Source organism: Kitasatospora sp. NPDC058115, assembly GCF_042884635.1.
GTDB lineage: Bacteria > Actinomycetota > Actinomycetes > Streptomycetales > Streptomycetaceae > Kitasatospora.
Genome location: NZ_JBHVTL010000007.1, coordinates 37030 through 56573, shown reverse-complemented (window position 1 = coordinate 56573; position 19544 = coordinate 37030). Strand labels below are relative to the sequence as shown.

The window sequence follows — 19544 nt, the reverse complement described above, 5'->3', positions numbered from 1 at the left end:
TTGTCCCCCCCCCCCGGGGGGGGCGTCCGCCGCCGAGCCCCCGTCAGCCCTTGCCGCGGGCCTTCTTCACCGATCCGACCACGCCCGCGACGGTCACCAGCGCGACGGCCGGGAACAGCGACTCGAAGAACGCCTCGAACACGCCCGCGTCGCCGAGGAACAGCTGCGCCAGCATGTTCAGCACCAGCAGCCCGCCGCCCGCCGGGAGCGCCGCCTGCCACGGGTGCTCGTTCGCCCACTGCTGCAGCCGCCGGTCGCTGCCCTCCCGGCGCAGCCGGGCGCCGACGGTGCCGACCAGGAAGAAGAAGAACAGGCCCCAGCCGGCCGGACCGGCCAGCATGCTCAGCGACCAGTCCCCGTCGATCAGATCGATCACCAGGTCCGTCGCCCCCACCACCGCACCGACTCCCGCGGCCGTCCGCCACGGTCCCAGGGTCGCCGCGGCGACGGCGACCTGCCGGTTCTCACGTCGGGACATCTCTCCGTGTGCCATGACTCCACGGTGCGCCCGCGCCCACCCCCGGGCCATAGGGGAGATCCCGGAGTTTCGCCCTAGGGGCCGTCCCCCTCGGGCCGTGCCCGCAGAGTGGACGCTGCCGCCCGTGCCGGTCGCGCGGTGCGAGGATGGGCGCGGTACGGGGACGCGGCACCGGAGGCAAGGAGCGGCCATGACCAGCAGCGCGGCGCACGGACAGAAGATCGCCTTCCTCGGCACGGGCAAGATCGGGGAGGCCCTGCTCTCCGGTCTGCTGCGGGCCGGCAAGGACCCCGCGGACGTCCTGGTGACCGCCCGCCGCCCGGAGCGGGCCGCCGAACTGGCCGAGCGGTACGGGGTCGGCGTGGTGGGCAACACCGAGGCCGCCAAGCTCGCCGACACCCTGATCCTCGCGGTGAAGCCGCAGGACATGGGCACCCTGCTGGACGAGCTGGCGCCGCACGTCGCCCCGGACCGGCTGGTGATCTCGGCGGCGGCCGGCATCCCCACCGCCTGGTTCGAGGCCCGGCTGGCGACCGGCACCCCGGTGGTCCGGGTGATGCCGAACACGCCCGTCCTGGTCGACGAGGGCATGAGCGTGATCTCCGGCGGCTCGCACGCCACCGAGGCCCACCTGGAGCGGGCGGAGGAGATCTTCCGCTCGGTCGGCAAGGCGCTGCGGCTGCCCGAGTCCCAGCAGGACGCGGCGACCGCGCTCTCCGGCTCCGGCCCGGCGTACTTCTACTTCCTGGTCGAGGCGATGACCGACGCCGGCATCCTGCTCGGCCTGCCCCGGCAGGTGGCCCACGACCTCATCGTGCAGTCGGCGATCGGCGCCTCGGTCATGCTGCGGGACTCCGGCGAGCACCCGGTGAAGCTGCGCGAGGCGGTCACCTCGCCGGCCGGCACCACCATCGCGGCCATCCGCGAGCTGGAGAACCACGGGGTGCGGGCGGCCCTGCTGGGCGCCCTGGAGGCGGCCCGGGACCGCTCCCGGGAGCTGGCCTCCGGCGGCAGGTGACCGCCGCGACCGGGCCGATAGGGTCGAACGCATGACCTATGAGCTGGTGATCTTCGACAACGACGGCGTTCTGGTGGACAGCGAACCGCTCTCCAACCGGCTGCTGGCCGAGTACCTCACCGAACTCGGCTACCCGACCACGATCGAGGACTCCTACCGGGACTTCATGGGTACCGCCGCCCACCGGGTGCATGACGTGATCGCCGAGCGGTACGACGGCGCCCGGCTCCCCGAGGGCTTCGACGACGCCTTCCACGGCCGGGTCTTCGACGCCTTCGCCACCGGCCTGGCCCCCGTCCGGGGCGCCGACGCGCTGCTGAAGGAGCTCCGGCGCCGCGCCGTGCCCTACTGCCTGGCCTCCTCCGCCCACCACAGCTGGATCCGCGCCGCGCTGGACGTCACCGGCCTGCGCGGCCACCTCGCGGAGGAGCGGATCTTCAGCGCCCAGGACGTCGGCGTGGGCAAGCCCGCGCCGGACCTCTTCCTGCACGCGGCCCGCACCCTCGGCGTCGACCCGGCGGTCTGCCTGGTGCTGGAGGACAGCCCCAACGGCGTGCTCGCCGCCCGCGCGGCCGGCATGGACGTCTACGGCTACACCGCGCTGACCGACCCGGCGAAGCTGACCGCCGCCGGCGCCACCGGCCTGATCGCCGACCTGGCCGAGGTCCCCGCCCTGCTCGGCTGAGCGCCCGGCCCCGGCCCGGCCCCGCCGTCGGCCGCGGGGGAGCGCCGGCGGTTTCCGGCGTGCGCACCCCCTCCCGGAAGCGGCCGTCCGGCCGTACGCTCTCGCCTCACCACCGCCGTACCGGCCAGTAGTGAGGTGCATGTGCGTACCGAGGGTCCCGCCGTCACGCCCCGGCTCCGGGCGGCCCGGGCCGCGCTGGCCGCGAGCTTCCTGCTCCAGGGCGTCACCTTCGCCCTGCTGGTCACCTGCATCCCGGAGATCCAGGACCGGTACGGGCTGAGCGACGCGCTGCTGCCGCTCTTCCTGGCCGCGGTGCCGGTCCTCGCCGGGGTGGGGTCGGTCGCCTCCGAGCGGCTGGTCCGCCGCACCGGCGCGCGGGCCGTGCTGCGGGTGGTCCAGCCGGCCGTCTGCGTCACCCTGGCGGCCGTCGGCCTCGGCGACGCGCTCTGGCAACTGGCCCTCGCCCTGGGCGCGTTCGGGCTGCTGGTCGGCGCGCTGGACGCCAGCATGAACATGCTCGGGGTCGGCCTCCAGCACCGCTACGGCCGCTCCGTGATGCTCGGCTTCCACGCCGCGTTCAGCCTCGGCGGGATCCTCGGCGCGGCCGTCGCCGGGCTCGGCGCGCACGCCGACCTCGGCCTGCCGGTGCTGTTCGGGACGGCGGCCGCGGTGATCGCCCCGTTCGCGCTGCTGGCCGGTCCCTTCCTCGCCGGGCCCGCCGACCTCGGCGACGGCGTCCGGAAGTCCGCCGAGGCCGCCGAGGCCGCCGCCCGGGCGCTCCCCTGGCGCCCGCTGCTGCCGCTCTGCCTGGCGATGGCCTTCGCGTACATCGCCGACGCCTCGGTCTCCAACTACAGCGTCAAGTACCTGACCGACGGGCTGGACAGCCCCGAGGACCTCGCCAAGCTCTCCTACCTCGGGTACATGGTGGCGATGCTGCTCGGCCGGGCGCTCGGGGACCGCGCCGTGCAGCGCTGGGGCGCCGTGCCGGTGGTGCGCACCGGCGCCGCGCTGGCCGCGCTCGGCTTCGCGGTGGCCGCCGCCGCACCGGGCGCCTGGGCCGGGATCGCCGGCTTCACCGTGCTGGGCCTGGGGATCTGCGCGATCATCCCGCAGGTCTTCGCGGCCGGCGGCCGGCTCTTCCCGGCCGACCGGGACGCCGCGGTGGCCCGGCTCAACCTGTTCAACTACGTGGGCTTCCTGCTGGGTTCGCCCCTGGTGGGCGTGCTGGCGGACGCCGGCTCCTACCGCTGGGCCCTGCTCGCGCCGATGCTCCTGGTGCTGGCCGTCCTCCCGCTCGCCGACCGCTTCGCCCCGGCCCCGGCGGCCGCCGTCCCCGCCCGGACGGCCGTCCGCGACCAGGTCTGACCGGCCCGTACGACCGGCGTCCGAGGACCCGTTGCCGGGCCGCGCCGCCCCCACCCGCTACGGTGGAGGCCATGCCCGAAGCCGAGCGTGACCCCTCCTGCGGCCTGCACCTCTTCTGGGACGAGGCGGTCACCGCCTACGACTTCGGCCCAGGCCACCCGATGGACCCGACCCGGCTGGCGCTCACCATGCGCCTGGTGGAGGACCTCGGCCTCGCCGCCGGACCGGGGGTCACCGTCCGCTCCGCCCCGCCCGCCGGCGAGTCCACCCTGCGCCTGGTGCACACCGCGGAGTACGTCGAGGCGGTCAAGTTCGCCGCCGCCCACCCCGAGCGGCAGGACCCGCGGCACGGCCTGGGCACCGACGACAACTGGTCCTTCCCCGCCGTCCACTCCGCCTCCGCGCTGATCGCCGGCCAGTCCGTGGCCGCCGCCGAGGCCGTCTGGCGCGGCGAGACCCCGCACGCCGTCAACTTCGCCGGCGGACTGCACCACGCCATGCCCGACCGCGCCTCCGGCTTCTGCGTCTACAACGACCCGGCGCTCGCCATCGCCCGGCTGCTCGAACTCGGCGCCGAGCGGATCGCCTACGTCGACGTCGACGTCCACCACGGCGACGGCGTCCAGGCGGCTTTCTGGGACGACCCCCGGGTGCTCACCGTCTCCCTGCACGAGCACCCCGCCACCCTCTTCCCGCAGACCGGCTGGGCCAGCGAGACCGGCGGCCCCGGCGCCGAGGGCTCCGCGGTGAACCTCCCGCTGCCGGCCGGCACCGGCGACACCGGCTGGCTGCGCGCCTTCCACGCCCTGGTGCCCGAGCTGCTCGCCGCCTTCCGCCCGCAGGTCCTGGTCACCCAGCACGGCGCCGACACCCACCTGGAGGACCCGCTCGCCCACCTCGCGGTCACCGTGGACGCCCAGCGGGCCATCGCCCAGGAGCTGCACGCGCTGGCCCACGAGCACGCCGACGGCCGCTGGCTCGCCCTCGGCGGGGGCGGCTACGCCGTCGTCGACGTCGTCCCGCGCACCTGGACCCACCTGGTCGCCACTGCGGCCGGCCGCCCCGTCGACCCGGCCACCGAGACCCCGGAGTCCTGGCGCGCCGAGGTCTACCGGCGCACCCGCCGCCCGGCCCCGCTGCGGATGACCGACGGCGCCCGGCCGGTCTGGCGCGACTTCGACGCGGGATACGATCCGGCGGACCGGCTCGACCAGGCGATCCTGGCCACCCGCCGCGCCGTCCTGCCGCACCACGGCCTGATGCCCTGACCCGGGCGGCCGAACCGGCGCCCCCGCTTGTGAAGACCTGGTGCCCGGTCGCGTTCCGTGCGCACGCCGACTAGTGCAGACCGCCGATCGGCTACGTACTGCAACCGGCTTATCCCTCACCGTACGAGGACTGCGCTTCCCCCTCTTCCCACTGGTACCACCCATAACTACTCTGGGGATACACGTGTGCCGGTGGAGTCACCGGAGGGGAAGCCGGTGCCTTGCACACGGGTAAGGGTCGGGTGATGGTCATGAGTTCCGGCGAACGCCCCTTGCAGGACGTCGTCTTCCTGACCGTGGCCGAGGTGGCCGCGGTCATGCGGGTCTCCAAGATGACGGTCTACCGGTTGGTGCACAGCGGTGAGCTGCCCGCCATCCGGGTCGGCCGCTCGTTCCGGGTGCCCCAGCAGGCAGTGCACGAGTACCTCAAGGAGTCCTACGTGCGGCTCGAAAGCGCGTAGGCGGGCCGGCCGGGTACGGGGTCCACCACGGTGGACCCCGTATCCGTTCGCCCCGGATTCGCCTTGAGTTCGCCCGCCTCGGGGAGCGCGATTACGGCCCTGGGCGTGTGGAATGTAGGCTAGGCCCTCCGTCAGTCGTATGGACTCCGTCTCTCACGGGCGAGAGTCTCAGTGAGCGAGGGTTGTTCCGTGGGCTCTGTCATCAAGAAGCGTCGCAAGCGTATGGCCAAGAAGAAGCACCGCAAGCTTCTCAAGCGCACGCGCGTCCAGCGTCGCAACAAGAAGTAAGCGCCCCCGGCCGCGCCCTGCGCGCCCAGCGCTTCGCACCGCCCGCCCCGGCCCTCGTGGCCCGGGCGGGCGGTGTCGTTTCCCGGCCCGCCGTGCGGGCGCGGTACGGTGCACGCAGGTCTCCCGGGCCGAGGAATGGGGTGCAGCGCTGTGGGAACGGTCGTGCTCGTCACCGGCGTGGCCCGCCACCTCGGCGCCCGCTTCGCCGCCGAGCTGCGCCGCCGTCCGGGGGTGGACCTGGTGGTCGGGGTGGACGTGCAGCCGCCGCCACCGGCGCTGCGCGCGCTCGCGGAGCCGGAGGGGCCCGCCGCGCCGTACCGCTTCCACCAGCTCGACCTGCGCCGCCCCGCCGTGTCGCGGGTGATCGCGGAGCACGGCGTCGACACGGTCGTCCACCTCGCGGTCAGTGCCACCGGTCTCGGCTCCACCCACCGCTCGGCGGTGAAGGAGGCCAATGTGATCGGCACCATGCAGCTGCTCGGCGCCTGCCAGAAGGCGGCCGGGGTGCGGCGGCTGGTGGTGAAGTCGACCACCGGCGTCTACGGCTCGGCGCCGCGCGACCCGGCGGTGTTCACCGAGCGGACCCAGCCGAAGGTCCTGCCGGGCGGCGGCTTCGCCAAGGACGCCGTCGAGGTGGAGGGCTACGTCCGCGGCTTCGCCCGGCGCCGCCCGGACGTCGCGGTCACCGTGCTGCGGTTCGCCAACATCGTCGGCCCGGGCGCCGACACCCCGCTCGGCGAGTACTTCGCGCTGCCGGTGCTGCCGACCGTCCTCGGCTACGACCCCCGGCTGCAGTTCGCGCACGAGGACGACGTGGTGGAGGTGCTCTGCCGGGCCTCCTTCCCGGCCGCGCCGGGCACCGTGAACACCGGCACCCTCAACGTCGCGGGGGAGGGCGTGCTGCTGCTGTCCCAGTGCGCCCGCCGGCTCGGCCGGCCGACCCTGCCGCTGCTGCTGCCCGCCGTGAGCTGGATGGCCGGGCTGGCCCGGCAGACCCGGCTGGTGGACGTCTCGCCCGAGCAGCTGCGGCTGCTGACCCACGGCCGGGTGGTGGACACCACGCGGCTGCGCGAGACGTTCGGCTACCGTCCGGTGTTCACCACCCCGGAGGCCTTCGCGGACTTCGCCGCCGCGCAGTCCCCCGGCCTGCTGCCCCCGCAGCGGCTCACCGCCGTCACCGACGGCCTGGCCGCGCTGCTGGCCGGGCCCGACGGGGCCGGCGCCACCGCCCGCCCGCACCGACCCAGGAGCTGAACCCGCATGAGTGCCGCCGCCGACAACGCGCCGGGTGAGGCGAAGGTCATCCCGATCGAGTCCGCGCCGAGCTGGAGCGAGCCGCCGGCCGACGGCCCGGGGTTCGCCGACCGGGTCGCCGGCGTGGTCGGGGGCGCGCTGGCCGGGCGGCTCGGCGCCGCCGCGACCCGGGCGTTCGGCAAGGGCTGGGAGGACCGGGCCGCCGACGGCCTGGCGTTCCTGCGCCGCCGGATCACCGGCGACTACGAGGTCGACGAGTTCGGCTTCGACCGGGAGCTCACCGAGGAGGTGCTGCTCGGGCTGCTGCGGCCGCTGGCGGAGAAGTACTTCCGGGTGGAGGTGCGCGGGATCGGGAACATCCCGGCCGAGGGCGGCGCGCTGATCGTCGCCAACCACTCCGGGACGATCCCGCTGGACGCCCTGATGACCCAGGTGGTGATACACGACCACCACCCGAGCCACCGGCACCTGCGGATGCTCGCCGCCGACCTGGTGTTCGTGCTGCCCGGCGTCAACGAGCTGGCCCGCAAGGCCGGGCACACCCTGGCCTGCAACGAGGACGCCCAGGCCCTGCTGGAGCGCGGCGAGCTGGTCGGCGTCTGGCCGGAGGGCTTCAAGGGGATCGGCAAGCCGTTCGCCGAGCGCTACAAGCTGCAGCGGTTCGGCCGGGGCGGGTTCGTCTCCTCGGCGCTGCGGGCGCGGGTGCCGATCGTGCCCTGCTCGATCGTCGGGGCGGAGGAGACCTATCCGATGATCGGGAACTTCCGGACGCTGGCCCGGCTGCTGGGCCTGCCGTACGTGCCGATCACGCCGACCTTCCCGTGGCTGGGGCCGCTCGGGGCGGTTCCGCTGCCGACCAAGTGGATCATCGAGTTCGGCGAGCCGATCGCCACCGACCGGCACCCGGCGGAGGCGGCGGACGACCCGATGCTGGTCTTCGACCTGGCCGACGAGGTGCGGGAGACCATCCAGCACACCCTCTACCAGCTGCTGGTGCGGCGGCGGTCGGTGTTCTTCTGAGCCGGTGTTCTTCTGAGCCGGTGTTCTTCTGAGCCGGTGTTCTTCCGACGGCGGGCGGACGCGGCCGGGCCCCGGCGGACGAGGTGTCCGCCGGGGCCCGGTGCGTTCTCCGCGCCCGGTCAGCCGCCGAGGATCCGCAGGCCGGGCAGCAGGCCCGGGATCAGCGGGGGCACCTCGACGCCCTGCTGGGCGGGGTCGGCGCTCGCGCTCGGCGGTGCCTCGGCCGACGGCGCCGGGGGCTGGTCCGGCGCCGGGGCGGGAGCGTCGGCGCTGGGCGAGGGCCTGGCGCCGGTGAGCCCGCTGGTGAGGTCGTCGACCAGTCCGCCGACCGGGGGCGGGACGACGTTGGCCGGGCCGCTCGGCAGCGGCAGGAGCGGGGCCGCGGGCGCCGCCGGGGCGGGGATGCCGCCCTGCGGCGGGACCTGCGGGGCTACGCCCGGCCGGCCGCCGGCGGGGCTGTTCGCCGGGCCGCCGCCGGCGCCGCCCTGGGCCGGTGTGCCGTCGGCGGCGGGGTTGCCGCCGGGCGCCGTCCCGGCGGACGGCGCGCCGGAGCCGCCGGTGCCGGGGGCGTGGGTGCCGCCGCCCGCCCCGCCGCCGGCCGGCGCACCGCTCTTGGCGGGCTGCTCGGCCAGGTGCAGGGGCGCGACGTCCTGGCTTATGTCGTCGAAGAGCTGGTCCACCAGGTGGGCCTGGGAGGTGAGCTGGACCGGGAGCCGGGACTGGAGCTCGGCCCAGGTGCCGTCCTCGTCCTGGGCGAAGCCGGCCAGGGTGCGCATCGGGTCGAGCGAGCCGTTGTTGCGGTAGACCGCGCGCAGCAGGTCGCGCCCCTTGAGGGCGTCGGCGTGCATCGCGTCCAGCGCCCTGCGGACCTGGTCGACGGTGCCCGGGCTGAGCGCGCCGGCGGCGTCGGTCCGGCCGACCAGGGACCTCGCCTCGCCGAGCCGGGTGGCCGCGTTGTCGAGGAGCAGTTCGCCGCGTTCGCTGTCGGAGCCCGCGAGGTTGAGCCGTAGCCCCTCCAGCCCGCGCTTCATGCCGTACAGCGGGTCGCCGGGAAGGGCGTTGCCGCTGGCGGCCGCGGCGCCGGCGAAGCTGCCGACGGCGAGGCCGGCGACCAGCCCGCCGATCGCGAACCGGCGGCTCCAGCGTCCGCGCGGCGCGGTCCGGACGGTCCGGTGGCGGCGCTGCCGCGGCACCGTCGCGCCCGGGCCGCCCGCGAAGGCCTGCTCGAACGCGGCCGTCAGCTGGGCGCGTTGGACGGTCCGGACCTCGCGGTCGAGTTCCGGGGCGGGCAGCGCGCGGAGCGCGCCGACCGTGTCGATGAGTTCCGCCATCGCGGCCGAACCGGCGTGTCCGCCAGCGGTGTTGGCCGTTCCGTCACCCTCGGCAGCGCGTTGCTCCGCCTGGTGGGCCTCCAGCGCATCGGCGAAGGCCTTCGCCCGCCGGTGCTCCAGCACGTTTGCCGTCACGGGCCACACCTCCCTTCGTCGTTGTCGACACCCCGGCCTGCCGGACGGTTGCCCCGGCAAGCCCATGCCACTCCATCGGGTGAGAGGTCGCAATTCGACTTGACCGTACGCCTGGTGGAGGCTTGCACGCTGGCCAACGAGCGGTGCGGGCGGTCGGTTACGCGCGGCTGATCATCGGATCGACCGTTCACCCGGATGTGTCGGGCCGCCCCGGAAGGTGACGGCCCGCCCCCCGTCGCTCCTGCCGTTCCCCGGGAGTCCGCCCCGGACGTCCGCCCGTTCACCGCGCGTCGGGCGGGAGCAGACGGGCCAGGGTGCGCACGGCGCGGTACTGGAGGGTCTTGATGGCACCCTCGTTCTTGCCCATGATCCGGGCCGTCTCGGCGACCGAGAGTCCTTGCAGGAAGCGGAGGGTGACGCACTCCTGCTGCTGCGGGTTCAGCCGGCGCACGGCCTCCAGCAGGGCGGCGTTGGAGAGCGACTCCAGCACCGACTCCTCGGGGCTGCGCTCGCACTCGTTGGAGTCGAGCATCTCGCCGGTGGTGACCTCCAGCCGGAAGCGGCTGGACTTGAAGTGGTCGGCGACCAGGTTGCGGGCGATGGTCACCAGCCAGGCGCCGAAGTCCCGGCCCTGCCAGGTGAACGTGCCGATCCGGCGCAGCGCGCGCAGGAACGTCTCGCTGGTGAGGTCCTCGGCGGTGGCCCGGCTGCCGACCCGGTAGTAGATGTAGCGGTAGACGGTGTCCGCGTAGTGGTCGTAGAGCCGGCCGAAGGCCTCGCTCTCGCCGGCCTGGGCCCGCTCGACCAGCTCCATGACCGGGTTGGGCTCGGTCTCGTAGCCGGGGCCGGTGGTGGTGCGGGCCCGGCCGCGGCCGCCGGTGGTGCCGGTGCGGCCGCGCGCGCCGGCGCCGGCCGATCCGGCGGCGGTGGTGCGCAGCAGCGGTCCGGCGGCGGGTCCGTGACCGGACGGCGCTCCGGCGGTCACCAGTTGGGGGGTGGCGGCGAGCCGGCTGCGGAGCAGGCTGCGCAGCAGGTCCAGTCCGGTGGTGATCTGCCGGGGCGGGACGGCGCGGGCGCGGGGGCCGGGGCGGGAGGGGCGCAGGGGCGCGGACGACGGGCGGGAGGGTGCAGGCGCGTCGTTCCGGACGGGTGGGTACACGGGACTCCCAGAGGCAGAACTGTGGACGGATCACCTCCGCCTGCGCGGAGAGCACGCCCGTCCCGCCCGGTCGTACGTGGGGCGGGTGGGTGACGTGCATCCAGGAGAGGATAACGCTTTGTGCAATGACAGCTACACCGTGTGGTCGAAGTGGTCGTTTGAGATCCGCGAAGGGTGCAAATCCGGCTGACACTGACCGAACGCGTCATCGATCGTCTGGCTCAACGTGACAGAACAGGTGCGCCAGGTGACCAATTCGGCGGTGCGGCGGGCGGTTTCCCGGCCTGAGGGTCGGATAATCCCCGACTTTCGCGAGCGGGCGAACGATCAGATCCGGTCACGGGGTGGCGGGTTCGGTCGCCGGGCCCCGACGGCCGCGCGGCGCGCGGCAGTTCGCCCGTACGAGCGGCCTGGTCAGCGTGCGGATTGACCGCCCTCACCCCGGCGGGGGGCGCCCGGACGGGCGGCCGCGGAACGGGTCCGCGGCCCGCCGCGGACCGGCCGCGAGGCGGCCCGGGTGCGCCCGCTCAGCCGCGGTGCCGGCGGTGCAGCGCCACCCCGGCCGCGGCCGCGCCGGCCGCCACGCCGAGCGCGGCGGCGGCCGGCAGGCCGACCCGGGCCGCCTTGCGGCCGGTCCGGAAGTCCCGCACCCGCCAGCCCTGCGCCCGGGCGTGCCGCCGCAGCGCGCCGTCCGGGTTCACCACGTACGGGTGGCCGACCAGCGAGAGCATCGGGATGTCGTTGGCGGAGTCGCTGTAGGCGGCGCACCGGTCGAGGTCGAGCCGTTCGCGCCGGGCCAGCGCGCGCACGGCGGCCGCCTTGGCCGGGCCGTGCAGCAGCTCGCCGACCAGCCGGCCGGTGTACGCGCCGTCGCGGGCCTCGGCCACCGTGCCGAGCGCGCCGGTCATGCCGAGCCGGGCCGCGATGATCCGGGCGACCTCCACCGGGGCGGCGGTGACCAGCCAGACCCGCTGCCCGGCGTCCAGGTGCATCTGCACCAGCGCGCGGGTGCCGGGCCACACCTTGTCGGCGATGACGTCCTCGAAGACCTCCTCGCAGAGCGCCTCCAGGTCGGCGGTCCGCTTGCCGGCCACCACGCCGAGCGCGGTGTGCTTGGCGTCCGCCATGTGCTCCGGGTCCTCGGCGCCGTGCAGCCGGAACCAGGCCTGCTGCCAGGCGAACCGGGCGATGTCCCGGCGGCTGAGGAAGCCGCGCCGGTAGAGGCCGACGCCGAGGTAGAAGATCGCGGCGCCGCGCAGGATGGTGTTGTCGCAGTCGAAGAAGGCGGCGGCGCGCGGGTCGTCCGGTTCGGGCGTGTGGTTGCCCTCGGGGGCCCTGGGCGCCTTGCCGCGCCTGGCCGGCGGCGCCTCGCCGGGCTCGTCGGCGGGCGGCGTCGCCCCGGTGGGCGGCTCCGGCGCGGCCCGCAGGGCGGCCTCCGCCGCCTCGGCCGCGGCCTCGCCCGCCAGGGCGGTCCGGGAGCTGGTGGATCGCCTTGTCGGGATGAGCCTTCGGAGCACGGCCATGTCACCGAGCATAGCCAGCGACCTGCGCGGTAGCCGTGACGGCGGGGTGCCCGGCGGGTGAACGGGCGGAAGGCAGGTCGTGTCCGGCCGGTCCGTAGGGGCGTCGCACAATGGCGGGGTGAGCCCACTGCTGCGACGTGACAAGAACCCGGGGCCGAAGCCGGCCGACCGGACGGTGACCCTGGTGGCCAAGCCCGGCTGCCACCTGTGCGACGACGCCCGGGAGGTGATCGTCCGGGTGACGGCCGAGCTGGGCGCGGCCTTCGAGGAGAAGGACATCACCCAGGACGAGGAGCTCTACCGGCGCTACTGGGAGCAGATCCCGGTGACCTTGATCGACGGCCGCCAGCACGACTTCTGGCGGGTGGACGAGAAGCGCCTGCGCACCGCCCTCGGCGCCTGACCCCGCCCGCGCCCCCGCCCGCCGGGGGGTGCCCCCCGACCCCCGCCGTCCGGCGGGGGCGGTTCGCCGAATCGTTGCGAAGATTCCGCGTGCTCGGCTTGGGGCGCCCCCCTGCGGTCGGCTTACGATCGAACTCGTTTGCGCCCATGGGGGGCTGAGCACGCGAGGAGTGCCGCCATGCTTCCCGGCCGTTCCCCGGCAGCGCCCGCCGACCCCCCGGTGCCGGCCGCGCGCGGGGGCTTCGCCGTGGTGGACGTGGAGGCGACCGGCCGCAGCCCCTGGCGGCACCGGGTGGTCGAGGTGGCCGTGGTGCTGCTGGACGAGCGGCTCCGCCCGCAGGGCGAGTTCTGCACCCTGCTGGACCCGCTGGGCCCGGTCGGCCCCACCCATGTGCACCGGATCGAGCAGGAGGACGTCGAGGGCGCCCCGCGGTTCCGGGAGATCGCGCCGAGGCTGCTGGAGCTGCTGGCCGGCCGGGTGCTGGTCGGCCATCACGTCACCTGCGACCACGCGTTCCTGGACCGCGAGTTCGCCCGGATCGGGGTGCCGCTGCCGCCGGTGCCGCTGCTCTGCACCATGCGGCTGGCCCGCGCCCACCTGCCGGAGGCCCGCGGTTTCGGCCTGGCGGCCTGCGTGGAGGCGGCCGGTCTCGGCGGCTTCGCCGCGCACACCGCGCTGGGCGACGCCCGGGCCACCGCGGGCCTGCTGCGGCACTGCCTGGACGCGCCCTCCTGCCCGCCGGGGGACTGGACCGGCCCGCTGCGGGAGGCGGCCCGGGTGCCGTGGCCGAGACTGGGGCGGGCGCGCTCGCGCCCGTCCGGCGAGCAGGTCCCGCTGGTGGCGCGCGACGTCACCCGCCCGCCCGCCGTCCCCGCCCCGCGCGACCTGCCGGACCGTCCTCCGTACGGTTCCCGGCCACCCGCTGCACCGCCCCCGGCGACGGCCCGGAAAGCGGCCGGTGCTATGGGCTCGACGGCGTGATGCGCATCACTGTGCGGGGACAAATCGGACACCATCTTTGTGCACACGTTCACAAACGCATAGCCTGGCTGCCAAAGCCCAGCTTCACCCACAGGAGCACCGTGGCAATCGGCCGATCACCACAGAGCAGTTCGCAGACGCCCGACCCGGGCGCCGCGCGCCGACCCTCGCGTGCCCGGGGAATCCCCGAGGCGACGGTCGCCCGGCTGCCCCTCTACCTGCGCGCGCTCACCGCTCTCTCCGAGCGCTCGGTGCCGACCGTCTCCTCCGAGGAACTGGCCGCCGCGGCCGGGGTGAACTCCGCCAAGCTCCGCAAGGACTTCTCCTACCTGGGCTCCTACGGCACCCGCGGTGTCGGCTACGACGTCGAGTACCTCGTCTACCAGATCTCCCGCGAGCTGGGCCTGACCCAGGACTGGCCGGTCGTCATCGTCGGCATCGGCAACCTCGGCCACGCGCTCGCCAACTACGGCGGCTTCGCCTCCCGCGGCTTCCGGGTCGCCGCCCTGCTCGACGCCGACCCGGCCGTGGTCGGCAGCAGCGCGGCCGGCCTGCCCGTGCGCCACATGGACGAACTGGAGTCCATCGTGGAGAGCCAGCATGTCTCGATCGGCGTCATCACCACCCCGCCCGGCGCGGCCCAGCAGGTCTGCGACCGGCTGGTCGAGGCCGGTGTCACCAGCATCCTGAACTTCGCCCCGACCGTGCTGACCGTCCCGGACGGCGTGGACGTGCGCAAGGTGGACCTCTCCATCGAGCTGCAGATCCTCGCCTTCCACGAGCAGCGCAAGGCCGGCGACGAGCCGGACCGCACCGAGTCCGTGCTCGACCGGGCCCCCGGCCCGGTGCGCGCCGCCGCCGCCAAGCTCCGCCGGGCCGCCGGGGGCAGCGCCAAGACGCGCACGGCCGCCGAGGACGCGGACCCGGCGGCGAAGGGCAAGCCCGGCAACGCCGGCGAGGGCGAGCTGTCCGCGGTGATGCCGGCATGAGCACCGAGATTCGTGGGACCAGGGAGCGGGCGTGAGTCTTCTCGTCGTAGGGCTGAGCCATCGCACGGCCCCGGTCGGCGTGCTGGAGCGCGCCGCGCTGACCGGTGCGGTGCCGACCCGGCTGCTGCACGACGCGGCCGCGTCCGCGACCGTCGCCGAGGCCGCGCTGCTGAACACCTGCAACCGGATCGAGCTGTACGCCGACGTGGACAAGTTCCACGCCGGCGTCGCCGAGCTGTCCCTGCTGCTCGCCCACCACAGCGGGGTGGACCTGGAGGAGCTGACCTCGCACCTCTACGTCCACTACGAGGACCGCGCCGTCCACCACCTCTTCTCGGTGGCCTGCGGCCTGGACTCGATGGTGGTCGGCGAGGGCCAGATCCTCGGCCAGCTGCGCGACGCCCTGGCCAAGGCCCAGGAGGAGCACACCGCCGGGCGCGGCCTGAACGAGCTGTTCCAGCAGGCGCTGCGGGTCGGCAAGCGGGCGCACAGCGAGACCGGCATCGACAAGGCCGGCCAGTCGCTGGTGACCTTCGGCCTGGAGCAGGTCGCGGTCGGCGCGGGCGAGATCGCGGGCAAGCGGGCACTGGTGGTCGGCGCGGGCTCGATGAGCTCGCTGGCCGCCGCCACCCTGGTCCGCGCGGGCGTGACCGACCTGCTGATCGCCAACCGGACGCCGGCCCGGGCCGAGCGGCTGGCCGAGATCCTCGGCTCCGACGTCGCCCGCACCCTGGAGCTCGCCAAGGTGCCCGAGGCGCTGGCCGACGTCGACCTGGTGATCTCCTGCACCGGCGCGGCCGGCGTGGTGATCAAGGCGGACGACGTCGCCGCCGCCGTCGCCGCGCGCGCGTCCTCGACCCCGCTCGCCTTCCTCGACCTCGCCATGCCGCGTGACGTCGACCAGGCCGTGCACGAGCTGCCCGGCGCCCTGCTGGTCGACCTGGAGAGCCTCTCGCACGCCCACGCCGCCACCCCCGGCGCGGGCGACGTCGACGCCGTCACCGGCATCGTCGCCGACGAGGTCACCGCCTTCGGCGCCGCCCAGCGGGCCGCGCGGATCGCCCCCACCGTGGTGGCGCTGCGCGCGATGGCCTCCGAGGTGGTGGCCTCCGAGCTGGGCCGCCTGGACTCCCGGCTGCCCGGACTGGACGAGCGCTCGCGCGCCGAGATCGGCCAGACCGTCCGCCGGGTGGTCGACAAGCTGCTGCACGCGCCCACCGTGCGGGTGAAGCAGCTGGCCGCCGAGCCCGGCGGCGCCTCCTACGCGGAGGCCCTGCGCGAACTCTTCGACCTCGACCCGGCCGCCGTGCACGCGGTCTCGGGCACCCCGATCGGCGCCCAGCAGCCTGCGGGCGGGAGCGCCGGATGAACCGTCAGCCATCCCACGAGTACCACCGGGACGATCACCTCATGAATGGTCAACCGCTCACCGGCCGGACGCCGGAAGCCACCGCGGCCCCCCTGCGGCTCGGCACCCGGCGCAGCGCGCTCGCCATGGCCCAGTCGGGCATGGTCGCCCGGGAGGTGACGCGCCTCACCGGACGCCCCGTCGAGTTGGTGGAGATCACCACCTACGGCGACACCTCCCGTGAGGCGCTGGCCCGGATCGGCGGCACCGGGGTGTTCGTCTCCGCGCTGCGCGACGCGCTGCTGGAGGGCCGGATCGACTTCGCCGTGCACTCCCTCAAGGACCTGCCGACCGCCGAGCCCGCGGGCCTGGTGCTGGCGGCCGTCCCGCAGCGCGAGGACAGTCGTGACGCCGTGGTGGCGCGCGAGGGCCTGGCGCTGGGCGAACTGGTGGAGAAGCTGGCCGGCGCGGGCCGCCCGGCCCGGATCGGCACCGGCGCGCCGCGCCGGATGGCGCAGCTGAACGCCTGGGCCCGGGCCAACGGTGCCCAGCTGGAGACGGTCGCGATCCGCGGCAACGTGGACACCCGGATCGGTTTCGTCACCTCCGGCGAACTGGACGCGGTGGTGCTGGCCACGGCCGGCCTGAACCGGCTCGGCCGCGACGCCGAGATCACCGAGCACCTCGGCCACGAGGTCATGATCCCGGCCCCGGGCCAGGGCGCGCTCGCCGTCGAGTGCACCACCGCCAACACCGGCCTGACCGCCGCCCTGTCGGCCCTCGACCACGCCCCCACCCGGGTCGCGGTGGCCGCCGAGCGCGCCCTGCTGGCCACCCTGGAGGCCGGCTGCTCCGCGCCGGTCGCCGCGCTGGCCGGCTGGAACCACCAGACCGAACTGCGGCTGGAGGGCGTGGTCGGCACCCCCGACGGCGCCACCCTGCTGAAGATGTCCGCCCACGGTCCGATCGTCCTCGACGAGACTGCCGAGCAGCAGGCGGCGGCCCTCGGCCGCGCGCTGGCCGCGCGGCTGCTCGACGAGGGCGCGGCCGCCCTGATGGGGGAGCGAGCCCGATGAGCCCCACCGCCGCCACCGACAGCCCGTTCCCGGCCGACAGTCCCTTCGGGGGCACGATCCCCTCCGCCGGCCGCTGCACCTTCCTGGGCGCGGGCCCCGGCGACCCGGGCCTGCTGACCCTGCGCGCGGTCGAGGTGCTGGCCTCCGCCGACGTACTGGTCGCCGACCCGCTGACCGCCGCCGCCGTGCGCAGCCACTGTCCGTCCGGCGTGCAGGTGCACGCCCCGGGCGCGGAGGGCCCGGACTTCGACCTGGCCCGCCTGGTCGCCGAGGCCGTGCGGTCCGGCAAGCACGTGGTGCGGACCGTCGACGGCGACCCCGGCCTGGACGGCTGCGCGGCCGAGGAGATGCTCGGCTGCGCCGGTGCCGGGATCGCCTTCGAGGTGATCCCGGGCGTCGCCCAGTCGGTCGGCGTGCCGGCCTACGCGGGCGTGCCGCTGCGCGGCGCGGCCGGCACCGACGTCCGCTTCGTGGAGGCCGCGGCGCTGCTGGCCGGCTCCCCGGTGGACCTGGGCGCGCCGGAGACCACCCTGGTGGTGCGCACCACCCTGGGCCAGCTGCCGGCCACCGCCAACGCGTTGGTGTCCAACGGCCGCAAGCCGGACTCCGCGCTGAGCGCGACGCTCTCCGGCACCACCACCCGCCAGCGCACCTTCACCGCGACCCTGGCCTCCATCGCGGCGGACCTCAAGGCCGCCCGGGTGCTGCCCTCCCCGGTCTCCGCCCCGGTCGACCCGGCGACCGCGGTGATAGCCGTGGTCGGCGAGCAGGTCGCCCACCGCGCCTCGCACTCCTGGTTCGAGACCAAGCCGCTGTTCGGCTGGAACGTGCTGGTGCCGCGCACCAAGGAGCAGGCGCACGGCCTCTCCGAGCAGCTGCGCTCCTACGGCGCGGTGCCGCAGGAGGTGCCGACCATCGCGGTCGAGCCGCCGCGCACCCCGCAGCAGATGGAGCGGGCGATCAAGGGCCTGGTCACCGGCCGCTACGAGTGGATCGCCTTCACCTCGGTGAACGCGGTGCGCGCGGTGCGCGAGAAGTTCGAGGAGTACGGCCTGGACGCCCGGGCGTTCGCCGGGATCAAGGTCGCGGCGGTCGGCGAGACCACCGCGCAGGCGCTGGTGGACTTCGGCGTGAAGCCGGACCTGGTGCCCTCCGGCGAGCAGTCCGCGGCCGGGCTGCTGGAGGACTGGCCGCCGTACGACCCGGTGTTCGACCCGATCGACCGGGTGCTGCTGCCGCGCGCCGACATCGCCACCGAGACCCTGGTGGCCGGCCTGGTCGAGCTGGGCTGGGAGGTCGACGACGTGACGGCGTACCGGACGGTGCGCGCCTCGCCGCCGCCGGCCGAGACCCGTGAGGCGATCAAGGGCGGCGGTTTCGACGCGGTGCTGTTCACCTCGTCCTCGACCGTGCGGAACCTGGTCGGCATCGCGGGCAAGCCGCACAACGTGACCGTCATCGCCTGCATCGGCCCGGCCACCGCCAAGACCGCCGAGGAGCACGGCCTGCGGGTCGACGTGATGGCCCCGGCGCCGTCGGCGGCCGCGCTGGCCCAGGCCCTGGCGGACTTCGGGGCCAAGCGCCGGGACACCGCGACCGCCGCGGGCGAACCGGTCTACCGCCCCAGCGAGCGCCGTCCCGGCTCGCGCCGCAAGGCGGCGCGCTGACGCGGCGCCGCACCAGGGACCGGGGGCGGCCCGACCGCCGCCCCCGGCATCGCACCATCGTCCGGAGAGAGAAGCCGTGTCCGCTGAATTCCCGTACGTCCGCCCCCGCCGGCTCCGTTCGACCCCGGCGGTGCGCCGGCTGGTCGCCGAGACCCGGCTGCACCCGGCGGAGCTGATCCTGCCCGCCTTCGTGCGTGAGGGGATCACCGAGCCGAAGCCGATCTCGTCGATGCCCGGCGTGGTCCAGCACACCCGGGACTCCCTGCGCAAGGCCGCGGTGGAGGCCGCCGAGGCGGGGATCGGCGGCATCATGCTGTTCGGCCTGCCCGAGGTGAAGGACGCCACCGGCTCCGAGGGGACCAACCCGGAGGGCATCCTCCAGCAGGCGATCCGCGACGTGGTCGCCGAGGTCGGCGACCGGCTCGTGGTCATGTCGGACCTCTGCCTGGACGAGTTCACCGACCACGGCCACTGCGGCGTGCTGGCCGCGGACGGCAGCGTGGACAACGACGCCACCCTGGCGCGCTACGCCGAGATGGCCGTGGTCCAGGCCGAGGCCGGCGTCCACATGGTCGGCCCCTCGGGCATGATGGACGGCCAGATCGCCGTGATCCGCCGGGCCCTGGACGAGGCCGGGCACCAGGGCGTGGCCGTGCTCGCCTACACCGCCAAGTACGCCTCCGCCCTGTACGGGCCGTTCCGCGAGGCCGTCAACTCCTCGCTCCGGGGCGACCGCAAGACCTACCAGCAGGACCCGGCCAACGCCCGGGAGGCGCTGCGCGAGCTGGAGCTGGACCTCGCCGAGGGCGCCGACATGGTGATGGTCAAGCCCGCCATGCTCTACCTGGACGTGCTGCGGCAGGTCGCCGACGCCTCCCCGGTGCCGGTGTCCGCGTACCAGATCTCCGGTGAGTACGCGATGGTCGAGGCCGCCGCCGCCAACGGCTGGATCGAGCGGGAGCGCACCATCCTGGAGACCCTCACCTCGATCCGCCGGGCCGGCGCCGAGCAGATCCTCACCTACTGGGCCGTCGAGGCCGCCGCGCTGCTGAAGTAGCGGCTGCCGCGGCAGCACCCGCGCACGCCGAAGGC

The 19544-nt window shown here is 75.1% G+C and carries 19 protein-coding genes; 15 read left to right on the top strand and 4 right to left on the bottom strand.

Going from position 1 to position 19544, the window contains the following annotated elements; translation table 11 throughout:
• Positions 1-43 precede the first annotated feature (43 nt).
• Positions 44-478 (bottom strand): hypothetical protein, encoded by a 435-nt coding sequence (locus tag ACFVVL_RS09435; protein WP_380295956.1) that lies wholly within the window; start codon positions 476-478, stop codon positions 44-46.
• A 190-nt stretch (positions 479-668) separates the two neighbouring features.
• Here ACFVVL_RS09435 and proC point away from each other — a divergent pair, with 190 nt between their 5' ends.
• The 8 genes from proC (at position 669) to ACFVVL_RS09395 (ending at position 7840) form a co-directional block, all read left to right on the top strand.
• A complete protein-coding gene (gene proC / locus ACFVVL_RS09430; RefSeq protein WP_387672858.1) occupies positions 669-1496 on the top strand; it encodes a pyrroline-5-carboxylate reductase in 828 nt (275 codons plus the stop codon).
• A 31-nt stretch (positions 1497-1527) separates the two neighbouring features.
• Entirely contained in the window at positions 1528-2181 is a 654-nt protein-coding gene (locus ACFVVL_RS09425) for an HAD family hydrolase (protein ID WP_387672855.1), read from the top strand.
• 141 nt (positions 2182-2322) lie between these two features.
• A complete protein-coding gene (locus tag ACFVVL_RS09420) occupies positions 2323-3549 on the top strand; it encodes an MFS transporter (RefSeq protein WP_387672852.1) in 1227 nt (408 codons plus the stop codon).
• A gap of 71 nt (positions 3550-3620) precedes the next feature.
• On the top strand, positions 3621-4817 hold the full coding sequence (locus tag ACFVVL_RS09415) for an acetoin utilization protein AcuC (RefSeq protein ID WP_380295964.1): 1197 nt from the start codon (positions 3621-3623) through the stop codon (positions 4815-4817).
• Between the two features lie 251 nt (positions 4818-5068).
• Positions 5069-5278, top strand: a complete 210-nt coding sequence (locus tag ACFVVL_RS09410; protein WP_045937940.1) for a helix-turn-helix domain-containing protein — start codon at positions 5069-5071, stop codon at positions 5276-5278.
• A 189-nt stretch (positions 5279-5467) separates the two neighbouring features.
• Positions 5468-5566 (top strand): 30S ribosomal protein bS22, encoded by a 99-nt coding sequence (locus ACFVVL_RS09405; protein ID WP_003948845.1) that lies wholly within the window; start codon positions 5468-5470, stop codon positions 5564-5566.
• A gap of 150 nt (positions 5567-5716) precedes the next feature.
• A complete protein-coding gene (locus ACFVVL_RS09400) occupies positions 5717-6820 on the top strand; it encodes an NAD-dependent epimerase/dehydratase family protein (RefSeq protein ID WP_380295966.1) in 1104 nt (367 codons plus the stop codon).
• Between the two features lie 6 nt (positions 6821-6826).
• Positions 6827-7840 (top strand): lysophospholipid acyltransferase family protein, encoded by a 1014-nt coding sequence (locus ACFVVL_RS09395; protein ID WP_380295968.1) that lies wholly within the window; start codon positions 6827-6829, stop codon positions 7838-7840.
• A gap of 119 nt (positions 7841-7959) precedes the next feature.
• Here ACFVVL_RS09395 and ACFVVL_RS09390 read toward each other — a convergent pair whose 3' ends face one another.
• The 3 genes from ACFVVL_RS09390 to ACFVVL_RS09380 all read right to left on the bottom strand — a co-directional run bounded on the left by ACFVVL_RS09390 (position 7960) and on the right by ACFVVL_RS09380 (position 11988).
• A complete protein-coding gene (locus ACFVVL_RS09390; protein ID WP_387672846.1) occupies positions 7960-9306 on the bottom strand; it encodes a DUF5667 domain-containing protein in 1347 nt (448 codons plus the stop codon).
• Between the two features lie 280 nt (positions 9307-9586).
• Entirely contained in the window at positions 9587-10357 is a 771-nt protein-coding gene (locus ACFVVL_RS09385) for an ECF subfamily RNA polymerase sigma factor, BldN family (RefSeq protein WP_387673181.1), read from the bottom strand.
• Positions 10358-10992: 635 nt separating this feature from the next.
• Positions 10993-11988, bottom strand: coding sequence for an HAD-IB family hydrolase (locus ACFVVL_RS09380; protein WP_387672843.1), 996 nt, complete (start codon positions 11986-11988; stop codon positions 10993-10995).
• A 118-nt stretch (positions 11989-12106) separates the two neighbouring features.
• Here ACFVVL_RS09380 and ACFVVL_RS09375 point away from each other — a divergent pair, with 118 nt between their 5' ends.
• From ACFVVL_RS09375 to hemB, 7 genes are all read left to right on the top strand, one after another.
• On the top strand, positions 12107-12391 hold the full coding sequence (locus ACFVVL_RS09375; RefSeq protein WP_380297428.1) for a glutaredoxin family protein: 285 nt from the start codon (positions 12107-12109) through the stop codon (positions 12389-12391).
• Between the two features lie 177 nt (positions 12392-12568).
• Entirely contained in the window at positions 12569-13372 is an 804-nt protein-coding gene (locus ACFVVL_RS09370; protein ID WP_380297430.1) for an exonuclease domain-containing protein, read from the top strand.
• 101 nt (positions 13373-13473) lie between these two features.
• Positions 13474-14361 (top strand): redox-sensing transcriptional repressor Rex, encoded by an 888-nt coding sequence (locus ACFVVL_RS09365; protein ID WP_380297432.1) that lies wholly within the window; start codon positions 13474-13476, stop codon positions 14359-14361.
• Between the two features lie 31 nt (positions 14362-14392).
• Positions 14393-15730 (top strand): glutamyl-tRNA reductase, encoded by a 1338-nt coding sequence (locus ACFVVL_RS09360; RefSeq protein ID WP_387672839.1) that lies wholly within the window; start codon positions 14393-14395, stop codon positions 15728-15730.
• Between the two features lie 41 nt (positions 15731-15771).
• Positions 15772-16785 (top strand): hydroxymethylbilane synthase, encoded by a 1014-nt coding sequence (gene hemC / locus ACFVVL_RS09355; protein ID WP_380297436.1) that lies wholly within the window; start codon positions 15772-15774, stop codon positions 16783-16785.
• Positions 16782-18452 (top strand): uroporphyrinogen-III synthase, encoded by a 1671-nt coding sequence (locus ACFVVL_RS09350; protein ID WP_380297438.1) that lies wholly within the window; start codon positions 16782-16784, stop codon positions 18450-18452. The genes hemC and ACFVVL_RS09350 overlap by 4 nt, the downstream gene beginning before the upstream one ends.
• A 76-nt stretch (positions 18453-18528) precedes the next feature.
• Positions 18529-19509: a porphobilinogen synthase gene (gene hemB / locus ACFVVL_RS09345; RefSeq protein ID WP_387672834.1), complete on the top strand. Its 981-nt coding sequence runs from the start codon at positions 18529-18531 to the stop codon at positions 19507-19509.
• Positions 19510-19544 lie beyond the last annotated feature (35 nt).

Excerpts from the sequence above, each read along its gene's own strand:
- ACFVVL_RS09435 (WP_380295956.1), bottom strand. The coding sequence starts at position 478 with ATGTCCCGACGTGAGAACCGGCAGGTCGCCGTCGCCGCGGCGACCCTG.
- proC (WP_387672858.1), top strand. The coding sequence starts at position 669 with ATGACCAGCAGCGCGGCGCACGGACAGAAGATCGCCTTCCTCGGCACG.
- ACFVVL_RS09425 (WP_387672855.1), top strand. The coding sequence starts at position 1,528 with ATGACCTATGAGCTGGTGATCTTCGACAACGACGGCGTTCTGGTGGAC.
- ACFVVL_RS09415 (WP_380295964.1), top strand. The coding sequence starts at position 3,621 with ATGCCCGAAGCCGAGCGTGACCCCTCCTGCGGCCTGCACCTCTTCTGG.
- ACFVVL_RS09410 (WP_045937940.1), top strand. The coding sequence starts at position 5,069 with ATGAGTTCCGGCGAACGCCCCTTGCAGGACGTCGTCTTCCTGACCGTG.
- ACFVVL_RS09395 (WP_380295968.1), top strand. The coding sequence starts at position 6,827 with ATGAGTGCCGCCGCCGACAACGCGCCGGGTGAGGCGAAGGTCATCCCG.
- ACFVVL_RS09380 (WP_387672843.1), bottom strand. The coding sequence starts at position 11,988 with ATGGCCGTGCTCCGAAGGCTCATCCCGACAAGGCGATCCACCAGCTCC.
- ACFVVL_RS09370 (WP_380297430.1), top strand. The coding sequence starts at position 12,569 with ATGCTTCCCGGCCGTTCCCCGGCAGCGCCCGCCGACCCCCCGGTGCCG.
- hemC (WP_380297436.1), top strand. The coding sequence starts at position 15,772 with ATGAATGGTCAACCGCTCACCGGCCGGACGCCGGAAGCCACCGCGGCC.
- ACFVVL_RS09350 (WP_380297438.1), top strand. The coding sequence starts at position 16,782 with ATGAGCCCCACCGCCGCCACCGACAGCCCGTTCCCGGCCGACAGTCCC.